Below are 17,243 nucleotides of genomic sequence, written 5' to 3' on the forward strand. Positions count from 1 at the left end.
TTCATGTATCTAGACCACGTTTTTTTGCCTGACCAGCCTTCATATTTCATTTTTAAGTGCAAGAATGCAGCTAGTTGCATTTTTAACGATAAACGGCAGCTTTTAAATACAACAAATCCAGTTAGTGTGAGATAACAAGTGAAACAGGTAGATCATGTACAAAGCATAGCTACGCAAGGTAAACTCCCAGGCGCCATGGGAACTTACTTCAGCAGTCTGCTGAGAATAGTACCGAGCGTCCCGATATCGATCGGATCGGTTGCTTTCCATTCCGGGCTGATCTCGGCATGCGAAATGAGCCATTCACGGCCGTTTTCTTTCCAGTTCTTCGTTTTCTCAGGATCGACCGACTCCTGCGATTTACTTCCCTTTGGCTTCAAGCTCAAAAATTGGGCGATACCGCTCACATGTCCTTTTACGATGGATTCTATAACCTTCTGCTGCTTTAGCTTGTTCGCATCGCCAGCTGCATCGATAAACAAATTCTCCGTCAGCACCGCGGGCATTTTGCTTTCTCTAACCATGTGGAGGTTCTTCGACTTCTTCCCCCTGTCGGTAACGCCATACGGCTTAAGCTCCGTCATAATTGCATTATGCAAAACGTCCTGCAGGGATTTGGAAGCCAGAGATGCTGAGGTGTAGCGGTAAGATTCGAATCCTCCCGCGCCGCCCCCGGCGTTGCAGTGAACAGAAATGAGGATATTAGCGCCCGCCTGATTGGCTTTGTCAGTGCGTTCTTTTAATGTCATATCTGCATCTGTACTGCGTGAGAGCAGCACCTTTGCATCCGTGTACTGAGATTCAAGACGTTGCTTCATGGCAAGAGATATTTGGAGGGTAATGTCCTTTTCCTTCAATCCATTGGCAGTTGCCCCTGGATCTTTCCCGCCGTGGCCTGCGTCAATCCATATCATTTTCATTAATCATCCGCTCCTTTCAACGCTTGCTTCACAAATTGATTGCCATACACCGCAAAAGCGCCCGTAAGAATGCCCTGAATCAGCGATTCCGGCCCCCAGCCGAGCAGCCATATCGTCAGCAGCATAGCAACTACGGTAACCACATAGATGATACTCCAGTCAGGCACCTTAGGCGTTTTTTTAAGAATATAGCCAATCACCCAACATGCCGCTACGACACCGAATAAAATGGGATGAATCAGCTCAAAAATGACGTTCCAGTCCATCTTGATCTTCCTTTCCTGGTTTGATATAGTTTATTCTTCCAAGCGGTCTATCCGTTTGTGTGCTTGCTTAGTAGATTCCTCTACTCGTGTCACTCGTTCTGATATTCCATCCACACGCTGGCTTTGGATTCGCATGTCCACCCTGATATCATCGACGCCGCGCTTGATGTATTCCACGTCTGTCTGCAGGGTAGCTCCCGCCTTCGCGTCTTTCGCTGTATCCTGGCGTATGGCCCGCGTGCGCCCCAACCAGCCAAGCAAAATCCCACTAACGGCTGTAGCAATGGAGATAATAATCGTAATTTCCATCCTGCTCCCTCCGTTTCAAAAAGATTAGCCCCCGGGGTCGGGGGCATGAAAGTATATTTTTCAATGTGATTACTGTTTTTTAACACCATGCCACCCTTGCATGAAACTTTTCAAGTTTAACAATGTAGTTGTATGTCGTGGTGCCGTAAGCGTAAAACTCCAAAGTTATGGGCCCATTTAAATTCATACTAGAAGGTACAGGAATTTCTAAATTTGATGTGTTTGTATTATGCGCCGTTCTCCTTAATATTCTACTAGGTTTATCTAGATAAAACGGCACTCCCCCTACTGAGGTGTCGCTTAAGGAAATATTAAAAATCGGTTCAGTCCTGACGCCATTATTGTCCCTAAATCTAATTGAAATAGGGGCAGCGAAAGATCCATGGCCAATTATACTAGAATTGCTCTTAGGAACGAACATTATCACTTGATTGAATGAAGGTATAGTAATTATATCTTGAGTATTCGATGTAGAGTTATTAACAGTAACACTCCCCGATGAAAAATCAACCCAAGCGGCAGAACCCGTCGCAATCTGCCCAATCTTCTGGACTAACACCGTATTTGTATCTGATGTGGTAGCAGCCACACCCTTCCCCGTTATTGCCGCAGCAATAGCCTGTTTCTCGGCTGTGGTCATACGCTCCAATGCGCCGACTATCCCGAAAAAACTCTTATCCTTCGGTAGATTACCCGCCACTAGATTAGGTTCGCCTTTAATTGTTATCGCGCTTGTATAGCGCCCAGCCGCTTTCGTCTGATCCACAGTGCCAGGAGTAACTATTCCCCCTGCGCCTCTATCCGGAATATTACCTGTGATTTTTGCACCCTTAATATAGGCGGTTTTCCCACTAATAATATCCCCTACTACTGCTGTTGCGTCACTAGTATCAATACCTACAGGTATGCTGCGTATACCCGTGTCCAGTTCAGCAAAGGTTGCAACCGTTCCTTGCTTGGAAACCGTGCCTTCCTTGGCGATGACGGCGGCTTCCAAGCGGTTTTTTCCGTCAACGCCAGATTGAAAAAGCTCCGTGATCGCGCCTGCCGCATCCTTAGCCTTCGTAGGAATAGAAGATATATCCCCCACTGCCGCATCAATCTTATCCCAATTCTCGTTCAGCATCGTCTCAATATTAAATGTCTCATTCCCATCCGCTACTGGATCCTTCTTCAGCAAATTCAAGTGTTCTGTGTTACTTGCCAACTGAACCACCTCCTGCAAATTTTGATAATGGCACCTGTTGCAGTTCGTCAAGCGTCATTACGGCATGGATGTCCTGAATCAGCAAATAGCTGAATTCATATTCGACTGCCAGATGTGCCGGTTTAAGCTCCTCGATGACTGCTTTCAGGTCATCCAGATTCGGTGGAACACCAATGGTATCGATAAACTTAATCGTAAAGCTCCATTCCGCCGGCTGAAAAGATACATCGACTGTGCCCCCGTCATACGCTTCGGCTACATTTTTGACCAAACGGCCCGTGAATTGCCCGGCACCCCTCAGCTTCGATTCCACCACAGCTCGCCGCTGTTCTAGCGGCTTGGCCAGGTCTGTTTCAATCCCCAGCTCATGCTCCCAGCGATCCAGTCCCCAAGTGGCCGTCTTTACGAAAAACTGCTCCAACGTTTCATCCAGCGTCTGATACAGCAAATCCAGTTCCGTGCCCTTTGCGTTCATGTCCCCTTGCATCACTCGGGAAGTTTCATAATACCCCGGTAGGTACGAAAAAAGCTCACGCCCTTTCGGACTCGTCATCATCTGAGTACTCATAGACAACCACCCATTTCAGCACTTATCATCGCATTAAAATTCATGGGCTCTCACCATCCTCAACAACAATCGTCGCCTCCTGCTTATGTCATCCCAAAAAGCTTCCATAACTACACTACTCATACACTTCCACCGTCCCCAGTACAGCAACCTGACCAGGCTGAATTTGGATGTTCGTATCCGTGCTGCCATTCACGGTTAGCATCGAGTAATCGATGATTGGGGGAATATCAAGCAAGACCGAAGCAATGCGGGTTACTCGAACGAGCGGATCAACAAAAGCAAGCTGTTTCAAATAAGCCCGTACCCCCTTGTCGATCAACGATCTCACCTCGGTTATAGTAGCGCCGTCCGCCAGTGTCAGCTTAACGCTGATGTTGATCGGTACTTCCTCGGCCGCCATCACCGTCACGATGGGCCCGGCCGGGGCCGTGCCTTCTCCTTGCCCATCCTGGGTCGGGTCGATATACTGCTGGGCAGCAGCGACGATATCATCATTAGCCGCACGTTTGTCCGTATCGAGCAAATAAATGCCGACCGTTCCCGCTCCGTTCCATAACGGACGAACCTGCACGCCGCCAACGCCCGGCACCTCTCCGGCCCACTTCATATACTGAGCCTTATTGCCGCTCGTCCCCTGGCTCCGTACCTGATTCAAAAACCTCTCCAGCAGTGATTCATCCGACTCCACGTCCGTACCGCCCCGGGTCTCCTCGAGGTTCGTTACTGCCGCTATCCCATTTACTGAAGCCGACATCACCGTAATCACACCCGCAGGCACCGTCCCATTTCGGCCCGGCTCTACGGCACGAATGCCCGCTAATGCCACACCTTTGTCATCCAGTGTTACAGCAGCCGTCGTCGCATATCCAATCGAAGCTTCTCCTGTAATTTCGTCTGCCGGAGTAGCTACAAGTGTTCCCGCAGGCACCGTCGTACCGGGCGTCCCGGTAAACTGAACCTGTCCGGTTGCCGCCGTCGCCGCACGCCGCACAACGCCATGCTCTCCCGCCCGCATATCCAGGTATGGCCCGTAAGACGAGCTGGCAAAGCCCCATTCCAGCACCTGCCTGGCCCAAAGCGCCGCTTCCGACAGCATAAATGCCACCGGAGCCTGCGCATCCCAAATAAAAGAGCCCTCCGATTTATCAATATCGTCAGGCACCCGGTTCAGCATCCGCTGCATAATCTGTTCTTCCGTCTGTTCTTGCAAATATATTGGCATTCCTGCCATTACACGCTCACGCTCCCTTCCAAAACCGCCGTCTCTTCCCTTGCATTCATCACACGGCAGGAGAACAAGCAGGCATCCCCCGACCAGCTAAAAGAAAACTGATCCACCCGCTCCGTACGCGGATCTGCCATCAATGCCTCCGTCGTCATGCGCTGAATCTCCGATTCAAGCGCCCCGCGGCTCATCCCCCTGCCGATCAAGCCGTCATATTCCTGACCGTAATTACGGGAATAAATGACATGATGATATCTTGCGGTTCGCACCGCCTTCTCGCACCACATAATCCATGCTGCAGTCTCGTCGGCAAGCACTATTTTTCGCGTAGGGGTCATGAGGAACTCTCCTGCTTCAAAATCAAACATCCAGCTGCGCCCAAACGCTCTCCCATCTCCCGCGTTCTGCCTCTCCAGCACGTCGTCCAGCTCATCCAGCCCAGCCGCGCCCGCACCAGAGCCCCATTCTTTTTCCTCCGGAAATAAATTAGCCACCTTGGCTCACCACCCTGCACATGACAACCACTTCATGGCCGCCATTCATATTCACCGCTACGACGCGATCTCCCGGCTGAAGGCCGTCCGCCAAATTAGCACGAACCTCTTTGATCTCGGCAGCCTCAAACTCAAAGCGCGTACGCGGGCCCGGCACTCCGAGCGGATACCCTTCCTGATCGACGGGCGACATCATCGTTCCAACCATATGAAAAGCCGGCACCTCCAAGGTTACCGGGAAGTCGGCGACAAGGTAACTTTTGATTTCATGCTTGAAGTTGTCGAGCTTTAGCCCCGAAGCCGTTATCGTCCCGAGCTCTGTGGACATGCCGGACAGCATATCTTTGGCATACCCCGTCATCTGCTCCCGGAACGCAGCTGCCAACGATTTATAAGGATCAGCCATGGTTGAGATAATACCTCCTTTTCACGTGTTCATACGTCCCCAGTTCCAGCGACATGCGCCCTGGCTCCCCCAGCTCATGGGAAATCGACATGACGATTAGCTCCATACCATTTAGCTCTACCTTATCCCCGGCTCGGAGGGTGTTAATGTCGAGTCCATTCACGGTGAAGGTTTCCTGGAGACCGGTCAGCATGCTTTTCGCCAATTTTTTGGCATCCGCCGGGGTCTTTACATCCTCATCCTGTACGATGCGCTGCAAAGTTCCAAATTTACTCACTTCCCCCGTCTCAACCGCCAGGAATTGCGAAGGAGGATCGGCTTTGTTTTTATCGTTGCTAGTTCTCGAATTTGACGGCTTGCTGCTATCCGTGCTGCCAATCACTTTGACTTTGGTTACCGTCCCCTCCAGCGTCCTGTGCTGATCGATGCCCTCCAGGGCTTCAAGCTTCCATACGGTTTTGTTGCTGCCGATTTTGAACAACTCGAGGCCTGTGGGCGTCATCCGCGGCATGTATGCATCCCCGCCAAGCTTCACCGTCTCCCTTAAGTCTGTCACGATCATGTTATAAATCGCTTGGGAGCGGTAGGTCGCCTTGCTCAACGCCTTCCCTGTGTCCGGGATAGAAGCGAGCTTGATTTGCCAATCCTGCGCATACTTTTTGAGCCGCTGACTGGCCGTTCCTCCCGAAGAGAACAAATACTCATCCTCGGATTTCGCAAGATAAATCGTCCGATCGTACACGACGAGGCTGAGGCTCTTGCTGCCACGATTGCTGCTAATACACTCCCACACCACGCCGGGGTTCAAAAGATAAACCATTTCCTTCCCTCCATGGGGCACCCCGCTTACGCGAATCGTCTGCCCCGGCGCAATGGCCAGTCCGGATGGAGGCACACGCAGCTTTATGCGAGCCTCATACGAGATTTGATCGAGCGAATCCGTTAAGGAAACACTCTCAATCAGCTCCCGTAAATAATGCTTATCCTCTAAAACCACCTCGTAACTCATGACGGCATCACCAGCTTTTGCCCGGGCTTGATTAAATTGGAGTTAGGGCCTATCGTTTTCTTGTTCAGATTATAAATAGCCGACCATTTGGAGCTGTCGCCAAGCTCCAGCTTGGCGATTTTGGAGAGGCTATCGCCGGATTTAACGGTGTAGGTTTTCGGCGTTTTTTTCAAATCAGGACGACTTGTGCTCCCGCCAGCATTCCCACCGCCTGCAGCACTTCCCGCTTTCGTATGAATCTTAGGCTGTCTCCACGCCCGGGCCGTCAGATCGAAATAAATATCGTCGGGCTCACCGCCCTTAAACGTAGTGTCATGCACCGTGATAAAGACGAGCAAATTCACCAGATTCTCGATCATCAACCGAACTGGCCGCTTGCTGTTCATGATTTCCGTCAGCCGATGCATGGCTTCCTTTGGAGCGGGCTTTGCCTCAGTATCTCCCCACCATGTGGGGAAAAAAGAAGAGAAGGTGATCTCTCTCACCCTCTCTGCCGTCGCGATATCAAATTCCCCGTAGGATAGAATATTAACGGTCTCGTAGCCTTTGCCCCGAGTAATCCTCACCTCTTCCGGGTTGACGGGGAACACGAAATCGGTGCCTGCGGCTTCATCTCTTAACCTGATTTCCACTTTTGCAGCCCCCTATATCATATTTCTCATACTTCTGCCTAATTGTTCCGCTACTGCTGTACTTACCTGAATAGTCAAGGATTCAATATCAATTTCCTGATGCTGATGTATTTGAATCATGCCTGGAGGCATATTTATTGTAATCTCAGTGGTTGGCTGAGGTGCAGCTACTTCGGGACAGGGGGAAATAGAAACAGGGAGCGGCTTTAATGAGTTGAAATATTCGATCTTACTCAAAATTTCCTCATCTGTTAACGGGGTTCCAGAAAGCTTATTACCAGTACCGAAAAAGATCTCGTGCTTTCGTTGTTCTATATCGATAGTCTGACCAAATTTACCGCGACTACTCGAATAGGCATGACCTTTAGGCGTTCTCATAGGATAATTTGAATCAAATGGGTGTGATTCTTTTTTATAGAACCAATCGAAGATGGCTCCGCCAATATTCCCGCCATAATGATCACCAGTCATTCCTCCAGCAACTGAACCAAGAAAACCTATTCCTGGACCACCAATAAGAGTGCCAACATATCCGCCAACCCCTCCTAATACCGTACTGCCTACAAGAGAACCGAAGGCTTCGGCTCTTGCTCTGCCTGGTTCGGCTCTAATAACATCAATAGCACCAAGAATTGTTCCAATAATAGGCGCTTTCTTCCAAGCATTCTTAGCTAGCCAGCCGATAGGAGCATTCTTTACCTTCTTTACCCATGGTTTATTTGATAAATCCCACTTTTTATTCTCTTCAAAAGTACTATGAAGTTCACCAACGTTTTTCTTAATGAATTCGTCACCTTTATCAAAAACGTACTCTTTAAGAGCTTCTGAACGAAACTCATTTAAAAGCTCCGGGTCGAATAGATCTAATCCTGGGTCACCTACGCCATAAAAACCCATTCCCGTATTCCCACTATCACACTTCAAATTACATAACTTCCCTGAAATTTGCTCTAAATCAAAGGCGCCTAGAAACGCTTGAAAAAACTCATCACCAGCCTTCCGTCCAGCTTCCGCATAAAGCGATTCTTCTACAACCGGATTATTTTCCAAGTAGTCTACGACGCGCTCATACCTTACCTCTTTGGATTCACCAAGCCCAAGCGCATCTAATATAAATCCCCTTAATCCACTTCCAAGCGCCTCCCCTAACGTCGCCGAAATGCGCTGCAGTGTACTCTGCCCTTCCGCACCCACCCATTCATCAAATGAGTCGCCAATTACCGCCCCCCAGGCCGTTCCTTCCACCTCAACCCGCCACCGGGTACGGCTCAGCTCCTGCAACGCCCCTCTGATCTCGGCGATCTTCGGTGTCGCCAGATCGATCAGCTCGGCCACCGGACGAGCCGCGGCCTGATTAAGCCGTTTCATCGTTGCGCTCAGCCGGATGGCCGTTTCCGTGAAACGATCCTCCAGCGTGATGCTCGGCCTCATTCTCGTCTTGCCGAGAGCGATGGCGCGCCGCTGGGTTTGTTCCAGTATCCGATCCAGGCTCCGTATCTTCTTTTCCGCGGCATCAATATCCCGGGAATCTATTGCTAAATCCAATGAACGCAGTTCATGATTCGCCACGTCTTACCTCCTTTCTGCCATAATCCATCCGTCTTCATCCAGAATGCTTCCGTCCGGAGCCGGGCGGCGAGGCTGAAGATGATACCATCTCCAGCTCCATCTCCGTAAAAGCCCGCAGCAGCATGCGCTCTCCCTTCGGGAGAGACCAGAACACCCCGGGGCGAAGACTATGCCTGCTCCACATATGGAACAGCAAAGTCGTCATGCCGCCGGAGTTCGTTAGTTTTTTAGGTCGGCAATATCCACCCCAAAGCCAGACAGCTCCAGCACCTTGTCGCCTACGGCGTCAAGTTCCCCGGCGAGCAGCATGCGGCGCACCGCTTCGTCTCCGCCGGACAGCTTGAGACGGCTCGTAATGCGCTCATCTCCCCAGCCGCTCAGCTTCACGGTGTGCTCCTGGCCGTCGTCCTGCTTTCGCACGACCTCCAATGAAGAGGTCGCTTCCTTAATCAATGTCGCATTGAACAGCTCGCTGTCGATCTTTTCCGTGACTTGGCCTTTCGTCGTTTTACGGATCGTGCAGCGCTCGCGGATCGAATCGACCTTGCTGGAAGTCAAACCGCGCAGCGTAATTCGCAGGCTCAGCCGCGAAATAAAAACGGTCTCTTCCGGCAGATTGGCTGCCGTCTCGAAGAGACCGTCAAGGATATCCTGTTCATTCCACTCTTTTACATTACTCATGCTAGTGTTCTCCCTTCCATTCAAAATTCAATTATGGTGCGTGAATCGGGTCAAGCAGGGTATAGCCTTCAAAAGTAAACGGCGTCTCCTCCACCACTTCTTCGCCGGCCGTCCAGTTGGCCAACTGGATTCTGTCGACCATGCAGTTCAAAAGCTCGATCGACTCAAAACCGTACGCCTCCGGATCATCCAGCTTCTGAATGATGTTGAACTTCTGAAAGCCTCTCTCGATCATATCGGAGGTGACCTTGTAGCCGCTCATTGTACCGGTGCCTTTTTTGCGCCCTAGCTTAAATACGGTATATTCCGTGCCCACCAGGTTGAGCTCTCTTTTATCGGCCTCGACATTGGCCTCTAAATGATTCAAGTTCGACTGCCATACTCCATTGATAAAAATCTGTCCGAACGTCCCCATAATGACGCGGCTAGGATCCAAATATTGTGCCATCGTATTTATTCCCCCTCTAAATTATTGCACGTAGAACGTGCCGAAAATTTGCTCCATCACATCGGTGTCATCCGCTCTCCAGGTTAGGAAGACTTGATCATTCTCTGGCTGCATAATCGCGCTGTCCCCATAAAACCTCGCATCCAGCGTCACATCGTAACCGGTCGCTTCGATAACGCTCTCTGCCGCCAAAGTCTGAAGGTACTGCTTCCCTGCGCTAATTAAAGCCTGACGCCCTTCCGCTGTGTTGTTAACTTTGCCGATATAATGATCCTCTGCCTGACGCTGCAGATCGGCATTAATTTGATCGATCACGCGAATTTTACGGATTTTTTTCCAGCCCTTGTTCTGGCCCTGCTGCAAAGTAATCAAGCTGTTCACCCCGCGAAGCACCTTAACCCGGCGACCATCGTGTACAAGCAGGAATACGCCGTTTTGCACCGCCTGCTCCTGCTCCGAGCGCGTCCAGCGGCGAGTCACATCATCAAAAGGTGACGCGGCATACGTTGTAGATTCTTTCAACGCTTGTCCAGCAATCAGCCCGGCAACCCAGGAAGCCACCTGTGCAGAGGAATACGATTTGCCATTCAATACAGCCCCTGTACCCACGTTGATGATTCCTTCAAAATCGGCAGCTGCGCTTCGAGCAATCGCCTTATTCACCGCATCCGCACCTGTGTCCTCCGCCATCGACCCGCCGAGCGTAGCCATAATGCCTTTCCCCTCGCTGCGAACCCGCTTGACCCAGGCAACAAGACTCGTACGAAGCGCGGCATCCGTCACCCCATCGAGCGTCAGCACATGGAAATCCTGCGTCTCAAAAGCTTCCGTAGCCGCGATATAATCCGCGTTCGTAATCCCGGAAATACCGCTGGCTCCTCCTTCTAAAGCCACACCTGACACGTCGGCAAGCACGCCTTCGGCAAGCTTCTCTGCCACGATCCACTTGTTTCCCGAATCCTCATTGATCGCGGCGACAGCGGCATCCACATCGCCATTCCCAAGTGTAATCGTACGAAGCAGCGTATTGCCTTCATACAGCTTGAGCTCCTTCACGTCCGGCACAGCAAGGCTCGGCTGAATCGTCACCTTGAATGCATTGCCGCGTTCGCCCGCATATTTGGCACTCACCTTCAATGCGTCCGCCGGGCTCGCTTCGCTGTTCTTCAGCACAATCTCGGCCGCTGCCGCCGAACTGTCCGCCATCCGGTAAGCCAGCAGCTTCTTCGCTCCGCCCAGCAAGGACAAGAACAGCGTCGTATAAGCAGTAGCCCCGCCGGATTCATCATTCGAAAACAGCTCCTTAATGGCATTCTCGCTCGTCACCTCTACAAACTGCCCGATTGGCCCCCAGTGCGCCTTCACGGGTGCAACTACTACTCCGCGGGCACCCGGCACGATCGCCGCTCCCGCCGCACTTACAAAGTTCATGAACAGCCCTGGCAATACCGGCTGACTCGTCAAATTCCAATTTCCTGCTGCCATAATTACTTCACCTTCCTATTCAAAAATAGTTGTACCTGCTTTTTTGCTTCCTGTACCGTTAGACTGGCGCTGGACATGTCGCCGGGCAATTGATGGAATGCGCCAGCCAATACCTCCGGCTTCACGCTCATGAGCACCTCCGATTGCTGCATAATTTCACCAAGCGGATATACTGGCTCGGCAGCCTCAGATACTGCGGTTCTTTTGACAACTCTGGCTGCTTCACCCGTTGATTTGCCAGCCCCGGTTGCCTTGGCCGCACTAGCGTTGGCTGCGTTAACTACACTAGCTGCTTTAGCTGCTTTAGCTGCTTCAGTCGTTTGAACAGCTTTATCTGGCTGCTTTTTTTGTGCCATAGCTTTTCTCACCTCAAATTTAAATTCGTGTGTGTTGAATGAACTGCATTAGCGAACCTCCATCAAGAGAGCCCGTGATGCGCCGGCTAAACGTTACTGATAGTTGTCCTTCCGTTACTCCATTCGCGTTCATATTCACCTTCGGTTCAAGAATGGTTAAATACGACTTGTCCTCCGGCCGCAAAGGAATTTTAACGATTCGACCCAAGCTCTCTACCAGGGTAAGAATGGCCTGATGCTCCTGATCAGCATCCCTTCCGGCTATAAAAGCCGTGAATTGTTTTTGCAATTCATAGACCCCCCTGCCTTGCGGAGATACCTCCATATCGACAATCCTCAACATCACAGCAGGAGCCTCATAGCCTAACGGCCAGCTGCAGTTATAGACCCGCCAAGCCTCGCCCAGTATGCGTCGCGTCCAATCTTGGACGGCATTCAACCATGGATCGCTGCTGATTTGCACCGACGAACTCATCTGCTGTGGAACGATCAACGCGAACCGCAAGCCGCGCTTCACGGCATCCCGTGGCTCGTCCAGCGCATCCGCTCCTGTAGTTCCCTCATATAAACAGAGGAACCTCTCCCCCGTCTCTGCGGCCAGAAGCTCCTTGTCCAACGCATAAATCATCTGCTGGCTAAGCACATCTAGTTCAGCCGGGTTAGATCGGGAAACATGAGGCCAAAGCTCAAAGAGTTGCCTGAAGCCAGACCAGGTGCCGCTTGTTTCTTCCCCTCCCTGCACATATAAGGCATAAGGTTTTATCGCCTCGTCCCCGATTTCGAAAGTGGAGCTATATACATCCCGCAGCTCAGGCACGGTCTCCAGCAATTTGGCTATAACCGCGCTCTTCATAAAGCGCACCATTTCAGCAGCATACATTTAACTGTTCCGACGCAGTGCAATGGTAATCACCTCCCTTCCAAGCCTGCTCAGCTTCCATAGCATTTTCCGAGACGACAAAAAACCGCTGATTCACTCAGCGGCCTTCGGCCCTTTCTCGGATTCATTTCCACAATACAAATTTAACACGTCTAAAGTACAGTGCACGGACATACCCTGGTCATTAGCCGGACATCCGGCGGACAAACCCTCAGTAGGATAAGTTCAATCTGTAATACAACTATAATGGTAACCCTTTGATGACGAATCAGATTTTGCTTCATTATGGAATAAGCCGACTAAGAATCCCGCTTCGCCAGTGCGGAAATAATGGAGGCCTGTTTTTCAGAGAATGCAAGCGTCGCCATCATCGGCTGCTTAAGAAATACATACTTAAACCTGCGAATGTGGATTTGCAGCGATGCGCTGTAGGAAGCACGCAAACAAGGAAAAAACGCTAGCCTCCGGCCTTGATCCGGTTAGGCTAACGCTTTTTTGGGATGTAACAAAGCATGCTTTCCAAGAAGCCGCCTCTGATTACTTCAAAATGTTTTTAAAAGCTTCCGCTTGCTGCTTAATGCCAACCTCCGTCGCAAAACGTTCGATGCTGGATGCCCCGAAGAAACCCTCAACGTTTTTCGTTCTCGACAGCACATATTCCGCATCTTCCGGCTCGGCAATCGGTCCGCCATGGCACAGCACCATAATGTCGGAATTCACCGCTTTGCCCGCATCGCAAATCGCCTGGATTTTTTCTACGCAGTCATCGAGGGAAAGTGCCGTTTTCGCGCCGATGGTTCCTTTTGTCGTCAAGCCCATATGCGCGACCAATATGTCCGCGCCGGCTTCGGCCATCTTCTTCGCTTGCTCCGTATCAAATACGTAAGGCGTCGTCAACAGATCGAGTTCATGCGCTTTCCGGATCATATCGACTTCCAAATCATATCCCATGCCGGTTTCTTCAAGGTTCGCTCTAAACACGCCGTCAATCAGGCCTACCGTTGGGAAGTTCTGAACGCCGGCGAAGCCTTGATCCTTGAGCTGTTTCAGGAAAATATCCATGATGCGGAACGGATCGGTACCGCAGACACCAGCCATTACCGGGGTGTTCTTCACGACAGGCAGCACTTCATTGCCCATATCCACCACGATTTGGTTCGCGTCTCCATAAGCCATCAATCCGGCAAGCGAACCTCGTCCGGCCATGCGGTAACGGCCCGAGTTATAAATGATAATCAGATCAACTCCGCCCGCTTCCGCGCTTTTGGCTGATATGCCGGTTCCTGCCCCTGCGCCCAATAATACGTTGCCTGCAGCTACCTCCGCTTTTAATTGCGCCAAAATCTCTTGTCTTGTTTTCATCGTATGCTCCTCCTCTGAATGGATTCGTTCATGCTGTGTTCGGTCAAGGCTTCCGGTTCATCAGTTCAATCAATTTCTTGGCCGCCGCGACAGCAAATGTTTGGTCATTGATGTCGGTATCCATTTCAATCAGTTCAACCGTTTGGCGGTTAATGTTCTGTCTCAATGCCGCAAACAGCACCGCATCCTCTTCAGCCCCATAGAATGGCTGTCCCTCCACATCAAGCATGGAGACCCCTTTTAACGGAAGCATTAATGCAGTCGGGCCCTGCGCCTGATTCAATTTATCCGCAATGATTTCGCCCAGCTTCTGGTTCTCCGCGAGCGTCGTCCGCATAAGAGTCACCGAAGGATTATGCTTGTACAGATTCCGGCCCTTGAAGGCCTCCGGTACAGAATCATACGGTCCGAAATTGACCATGTCCAGCGCACCGGTTGAAACAACCTGCGGAACTTTGCAGCGTCCGGCTGCTTCAAGCCGGTGCGGCCCGGCAGCCAGCACTCCGCCGACCAACTCATCGCACCATTCGGTTGTCGTAAGATCCAGCACTCCGTCAATGAATCCGCCTTCAATCAGGCTTTCCATCGTTTTTCCGCCTGTGCCTGTTGCGTGGAATACCAGCACCTCGTATCCTTGTTCCTCCAAATATTCTCTGGCATAATTGACGCATGGTGTTGTCACGCCAAACATCGTTGCCGCGATTAGCGGTTTTTTGTCCTGAGGCGGCGCCGACTCGAATTGCACCATACCGGCTATGGCATGAGCGGCATTGGTAAATATTTTCGTCGAAAACGAATTTAGGCCCGATACGTCCACGATAGACGGAAACATGAGGATATCGCTTGTCCCCACGTACGGTTCGGTGTTGCCTGAAGCTACGGTGGAGACCATCAATTTGGGAACTCCGATCGGCAGCTTTCGCATACCGGCGGTAACAATCGATGTTCCGCCTGTTCCGCCGAAAGATATAATGCCGTCGAATTTCCCTTCGGCATACAATTTCGGAACGATCTTCTCCATCCCCCTGGCCAGTATTTCTGTTCCGGCGGATCGGTCTTTGCGGGCGGCAATCTCCCGGATATCGGCATTTGCGGCATTTGCGATCTCGATATTGGAGACATCCGGCGCAAACATGGGTTCGAATACGCCGCAGTGAATCGTAAAAGTTTGGAGCCCAAGACCTTCAATCACGGATTTTACATATAAAAACTCCGTACCTTTTGAATCAAATGTTCCTGCAATAGCAATCGTTTTCACCCGTACAACCTCCTTTGTTGTTATGGTTGTCTCGCCAACCCGAGAGGGCTAGTTTATGTTTTCTCTCTACACCTCATATGATACAGCGCTTCCATAAAAATAGGATCGTACCCTTGTACGATCTTTATGTATATTTGTCTTATGTTGTTTATATTTGTCGGCGAAAGGATTGCGGTGTCATTCCCGTATACTTTTTAAAGTTTTTGCTGAAATGGACGTAATCCGGATACCCGACCATTTCCGCGATGCGCGCCAATGGCAGCCTAGTATGCTTTATGACGTCCTGCGCTTTATGAATACGGTATTTCGCAATATATTCCGGGAAGCTGCAGCCTACTTCTTTGTTAAATAAAGCGCTCAGATGCGTACGGGAGACATGAATCCGCTCCGCGAGCTCGGTTAACGAAATGTTGTTCATATAATTTTCCGCAATGTATTCTTTGACAAAAGCCACATAATCATAGGGTTCATCCGCTAGGGCCAATTTGTCCATCAGCAGCTTGTCCTGCTCCAACTGGCCGGTAAGCTTGAATCGATAGGTCGTCTCCACAATCGCTTCCTCCGTCGGAATCCGCTCAAAGCTGGAACCGCCGACGTATCCCATGGCCGATGTATTGTCATACATATACTGCACGTCAACCGGGCTGTGAACAGGCCCTCCGTATACAAGCTTGATCGGCTGTTTACCGGATGCATCGCATACCGCAAAGATGTGACGGGCGATTTCAGCCCCCTTCTCCAGGGAAAGCACTTTTTTGGTTCCCATCAAGCCGCCTGCAGTAACGCCCAGGTGAGCGCAAATGACATCGGCGCCCGCTTCCAGCATAAGCCCCGCCTGCTCCGGGTTAAACACAAAAGCCATCGTAAACAGATCCAGCTCATGCGCCAGCCGGACGGCTTCCACCTCCTGCAAATAGGACATCCCCTCTTCCTCCAGCGCTTCGCGGAATTGCCCGCCGATAAGCCCGAGCGTCGGGTAATTGATGATGCCTGCGAAACCGCTGTTATGAATCCGGTGCAGATAAACGGGAAGCTCCAGTCCGGGATCGGTGCCGCATAATCCGAAAATGACAGGCGTATCCCCTACCACGGACAAAATTTCCCGCGAACCGAAATCCATCACCATGTCATTGTTGTTGGCAAAAGGCAAATAACCGGCAATCGAGCCGAGTCCCATCTGTCTGAATCGTCCCGAGTTCAGCACCAATATGAGATCCGCTCCGCCTTTTACAGCATATTTGGCGGAAATTCCCGCTCCGGCAGCCACGCCGATAATATGCTCTTCCGCCCTGATTTGTCCGCGCAGTCGGTTCAATATCAGCTGTCTTTGAGTTCCCAAGTCGACAATCCCCTTCGCTTCGATCAACCGCCTATCCGATTTATTATTAGCGGTGTTTACTTATATTATAAGGGATCGCAGCCTGATTAGGTAATGATCGCCCGTAAAGTCTAAAAGCCGGCGATTAGCCGACTCCATGCACAGATTGGGAAAGTTTCATATCCTCCGGCTCAAGAACTACCTCCAGCTTCATGGCTATTGCAAGCAGCCTGAGCGCACTAGCCTTGATACGGCGATACGTCCGGTCGCTAATGCCCATTTCGCCGCAGCTAATGAAGTCATACTCGCGCTCATCATCGAGATAGCTGCGTTCGATGACTTCCCGCTGCATGCTGGTCAGCCCCTTCAAAGCCTGATCCAGCAGCTCCGACTTCCTCTGCAGCTCCGCTTCTTTGTCGATATTGCGAATCGCGACCTCCTCAGTCGGCTTATGAACAGCATGGGTTACTCCATGGTATCTCGTAGAATAGCTATGTGTTACATTCGCCATTTGGCGAATATAACCGATTTGCCGATACTGCCTCACTTCTTCCAAAAGCTGAATCACCGCGGCTCGAGTTGCAGCCTCATCCACCGGTAAACTATGAAAAATCGTAAATGAATTGATTTGTCTTTTCCCCATTGCAAATCCCTCCATGAAGATAATGATAATGTCTCTGGATTACCAATACGGCAACTATCTTTTGTCTTACGATTGAGGAAAAATAACTATCCTCTTAAACTAACTCTTATGAAAGGTGTTGATTTGCCATCCCAAACAAGGTAAAATAAATATATAAAGATTCACCACAGTGCCTTCGTTACCATTTCGGCAATCATATTGGCA

Annotated in this window: 21 protein-coding genes; all 21 read right to left on the minus strand. The window is 50.7% G+C overall.

Features of this window, described 5'->3' with window-relative positions; all coding sequences use genetic code 11:
• Window positions 1-203: 203 nt before the first annotated feature.
• The 21 genes from ACE3MQ_RS15240 to ACE3MQ_RS15340 all read right to left on the minus strand — a co-directional run bounded on the left by ACE3MQ_RS15240 (window position 204) and on the right by ACE3MQ_RS15340 (window position 17,039).
• A complete protein-coding gene (locus tag ACE3MQ_RS15240; protein ID WP_379394112.1) occupies window positions 204-920 on the minus strand; it encodes an N-acetylmuramoyl-L-alanine amidase in 717 nt (238 codons plus the stop codon).
• Entirely contained in the window at window positions 920-1,186 is a 267-nt protein-coding gene (locus ACE3MQ_RS15245) for a phage holin family protein (RefSeq protein WP_379394114.1), read from the minus strand. The genes ACE3MQ_RS15240 and ACE3MQ_RS15245 overlap by 1 nt, the downstream gene beginning before the upstream one ends.
• 30 nt (window positions 1,187-1,216) lie before the next feature.
• On the minus strand, window positions 1,217-1,495 hold the full coding sequence (locus ACE3MQ_RS15250; RefSeq protein ID WP_379394116.1) for a hypothetical protein: 279 nt from the start codon (window positions 1,493-1,495) through the stop codon (window positions 1,217-1,219).
• A gap of 79 nt (window positions 1,496-1,574) precedes the next feature.
• A complete protein-coding gene (locus ACE3MQ_RS15255; RefSeq protein ID WP_379394118.1) occupies window positions 1,575-2,702 on the minus strand; it encodes a hypothetical protein in 1,128 nt (375 codons plus the stop codon).
• Complete coding sequence (locus ACE3MQ_RS15260; RefSeq protein ID WP_379394120.1) at window positions 2,692-3,270, minus strand: YmfQ family protein; 579 nt, start codon at window positions 3,268-3,270, stop codon at window positions 2,692-2,694. The genes ACE3MQ_RS15255 and ACE3MQ_RS15260 overlap by 11 nt, the downstream gene beginning before the upstream one ends.
• A gap of 115 nt (window positions 3,271-3,385) precedes the next feature.
• Window positions 3,386-4,504 (minus strand): baseplate J/gp47 family protein, encoded by a 1,119-nt coding sequence (locus ACE3MQ_RS15265; RefSeq protein WP_379394122.1) that lies wholly within the window; start codon window positions 4,502-4,504, stop codon window positions 3,386-3,388.
• A complete protein-coding gene (locus tag ACE3MQ_RS15270; RefSeq protein WP_379394124.1) occupies window positions 4,504-4,992 on the minus strand; it encodes a DUF2634 domain-containing protein in 489 nt (162 codons plus the stop codon). The genes ACE3MQ_RS15265 and ACE3MQ_RS15270 overlap by 1 nt, the downstream gene beginning before the upstream one ends.
• On the minus strand, window positions 4,985-5,398 hold the full coding sequence (locus tag ACE3MQ_RS15275; RefSeq protein ID WP_379394126.1) for a hypothetical protein: 414 nt from the start codon (window positions 5,396-5,398) through the stop codon (window positions 4,985-4,987). Before ACE3MQ_RS15275 ends, ACE3MQ_RS15270 begins: the two co-directional genes overlap by 8 nt.
• Window positions 5,391-6,407 carry an XkdQ/YqbQ family protein gene (locus ACE3MQ_RS15280; protein WP_379394128.1) on the minus strand — a complete coding sequence of 339 codons (1,017 nt, stop codon included), beginning with the start codon at window positions 6,405-6,407 and terminating at the stop codon, window positions 5,391-5,393. Before ACE3MQ_RS15280 ends, ACE3MQ_RS15275 begins: the two co-directional genes overlap by 8 nt.
• A complete protein-coding gene (locus tag ACE3MQ_RS15285) occupies window positions 6,404-7,039 on the minus strand; it encodes a LysM peptidoglycan-binding domain-containing protein (protein WP_379394130.1) in 636 nt (211 codons plus the stop codon). Before ACE3MQ_RS15285 ends, ACE3MQ_RS15280 begins: the two co-directional genes overlap by 4 nt.
• Before the next feature lie 12 nt (window positions 7,040-7,051).
• Complete coding sequence (locus tag ACE3MQ_RS15290) at window positions 7,052-8,608, minus strand: hypothetical protein (RefSeq protein ID WP_379394132.1); 1,557 nt, start codon at window positions 8,606-8,608, stop codon at window positions 7,052-7,054.
• A 34-nt stretch (window positions 8,609-8,642) separates the two neighbouring features.
• Window positions 8,643-8,813, minus strand: coding sequence for a cupin domain-containing protein (locus ACE3MQ_RS15295; RefSeq protein ID WP_379394134.1), 171 nt, complete (start codon window positions 8,811-8,813; stop codon window positions 8,643-8,645).
• Window positions 8,814-8,827: 14 nt separating this feature from the next.
• Entirely contained in the window at window positions 8,828-9,289 is a 462-nt protein-coding gene (locus tag ACE3MQ_RS15300; RefSeq protein WP_110931946.1) for a phage tail assembly chaperone, read from the minus strand.
• A 31-nt stretch (window positions 9,290-9,320) separates the two neighbouring features.
• Window positions 9,321-9,737 carry a phage tail tube protein gene (locus ACE3MQ_RS15305; protein WP_379394136.1) on the minus strand — a complete coding sequence of 139 codons (417 nt, stop codon included), beginning with the start codon at window positions 9,735-9,737 and terminating at the stop codon, window positions 9,321-9,323.
• A gap of 21 nt (window positions 9,738-9,758) precedes the next feature.
• Window positions 9,759-11,222, minus strand: coding sequence for a phage tail sheath family protein (locus ACE3MQ_RS15310; RefSeq protein WP_379394138.1), 1,464 nt, complete (start codon window positions 11,220-11,222; stop codon window positions 9,759-9,761).
• Window positions 11,223-11,224: 2 nt separating this feature from the next.
• Window positions 11,225-11,578 carry a hypothetical protein gene (locus ACE3MQ_RS15315; protein ID WP_379394140.1) on the minus strand — a complete coding sequence of 118 codons (354 nt, stop codon included), beginning with the start codon at window positions 11,576-11,578 and terminating at the stop codon, window positions 11,225-11,227.
• A gap of 19 nt (window positions 11,579-11,597) precedes the next feature.
• On the minus strand, window positions 11,598-12,431 hold the full coding sequence (locus tag ACE3MQ_RS15320) for a hypothetical protein (RefSeq protein ID WP_379394142.1): 834 nt from the start codon (window positions 12,429-12,431) through the stop codon (window positions 11,598-11,600).
• Between the two features lie 564 nt (window positions 12,432-12,995).
• Window positions 12,996-13,820, minus strand: coding sequence for a phosphoenolpyruvate hydrolase family protein (locus ACE3MQ_RS15325; RefSeq protein WP_379394144.1), 825 nt, complete (start codon window positions 13,818-13,820; stop codon window positions 12,996-12,998).
• A 43-nt stretch (window positions 13,821-13,863) separates the two neighbouring features.
• Window positions 13,864-15,078 (minus strand): Tm-1-like ATP-binding domain-containing protein, encoded by a 1,215-nt coding sequence (locus tag ACE3MQ_RS15330; protein ID WP_379394146.1) that lies wholly within the window; start codon window positions 15,076-15,078, stop codon window positions 13,864-13,866.
• Between the two features lie 148 nt (window positions 15,079-15,226).
• Window positions 15,227-16,417 (minus strand): phosphoenolpyruvate hydrolase family protein, encoded by a 1,191-nt coding sequence (locus ACE3MQ_RS15335; protein ID WP_379394148.1) that lies wholly within the window; start codon window positions 16,415-16,417, stop codon window positions 15,227-15,229.
• Between the two features lie 124 nt (window positions 16,418-16,541).
• Window positions 16,542-17,039, minus strand: coding sequence for an ArpU family phage packaging/lysis transcriptional regulator (locus ACE3MQ_RS15340; RefSeq protein WP_379394150.1), 498 nt, complete (start codon window positions 17,037-17,039; stop codon window positions 16,542-16,544).
• Window positions 17,040-17,243: the final 204 nt, after the last annotated feature.

The organism is Paenibacillus lentus, assembly GCF_042714055.1.
Lineage (GTDB): Bacteria > Bacillota > Bacilli > Paenibacillales > Paenibacillaceae > Fontibacillus > Fontibacillus lentus_A.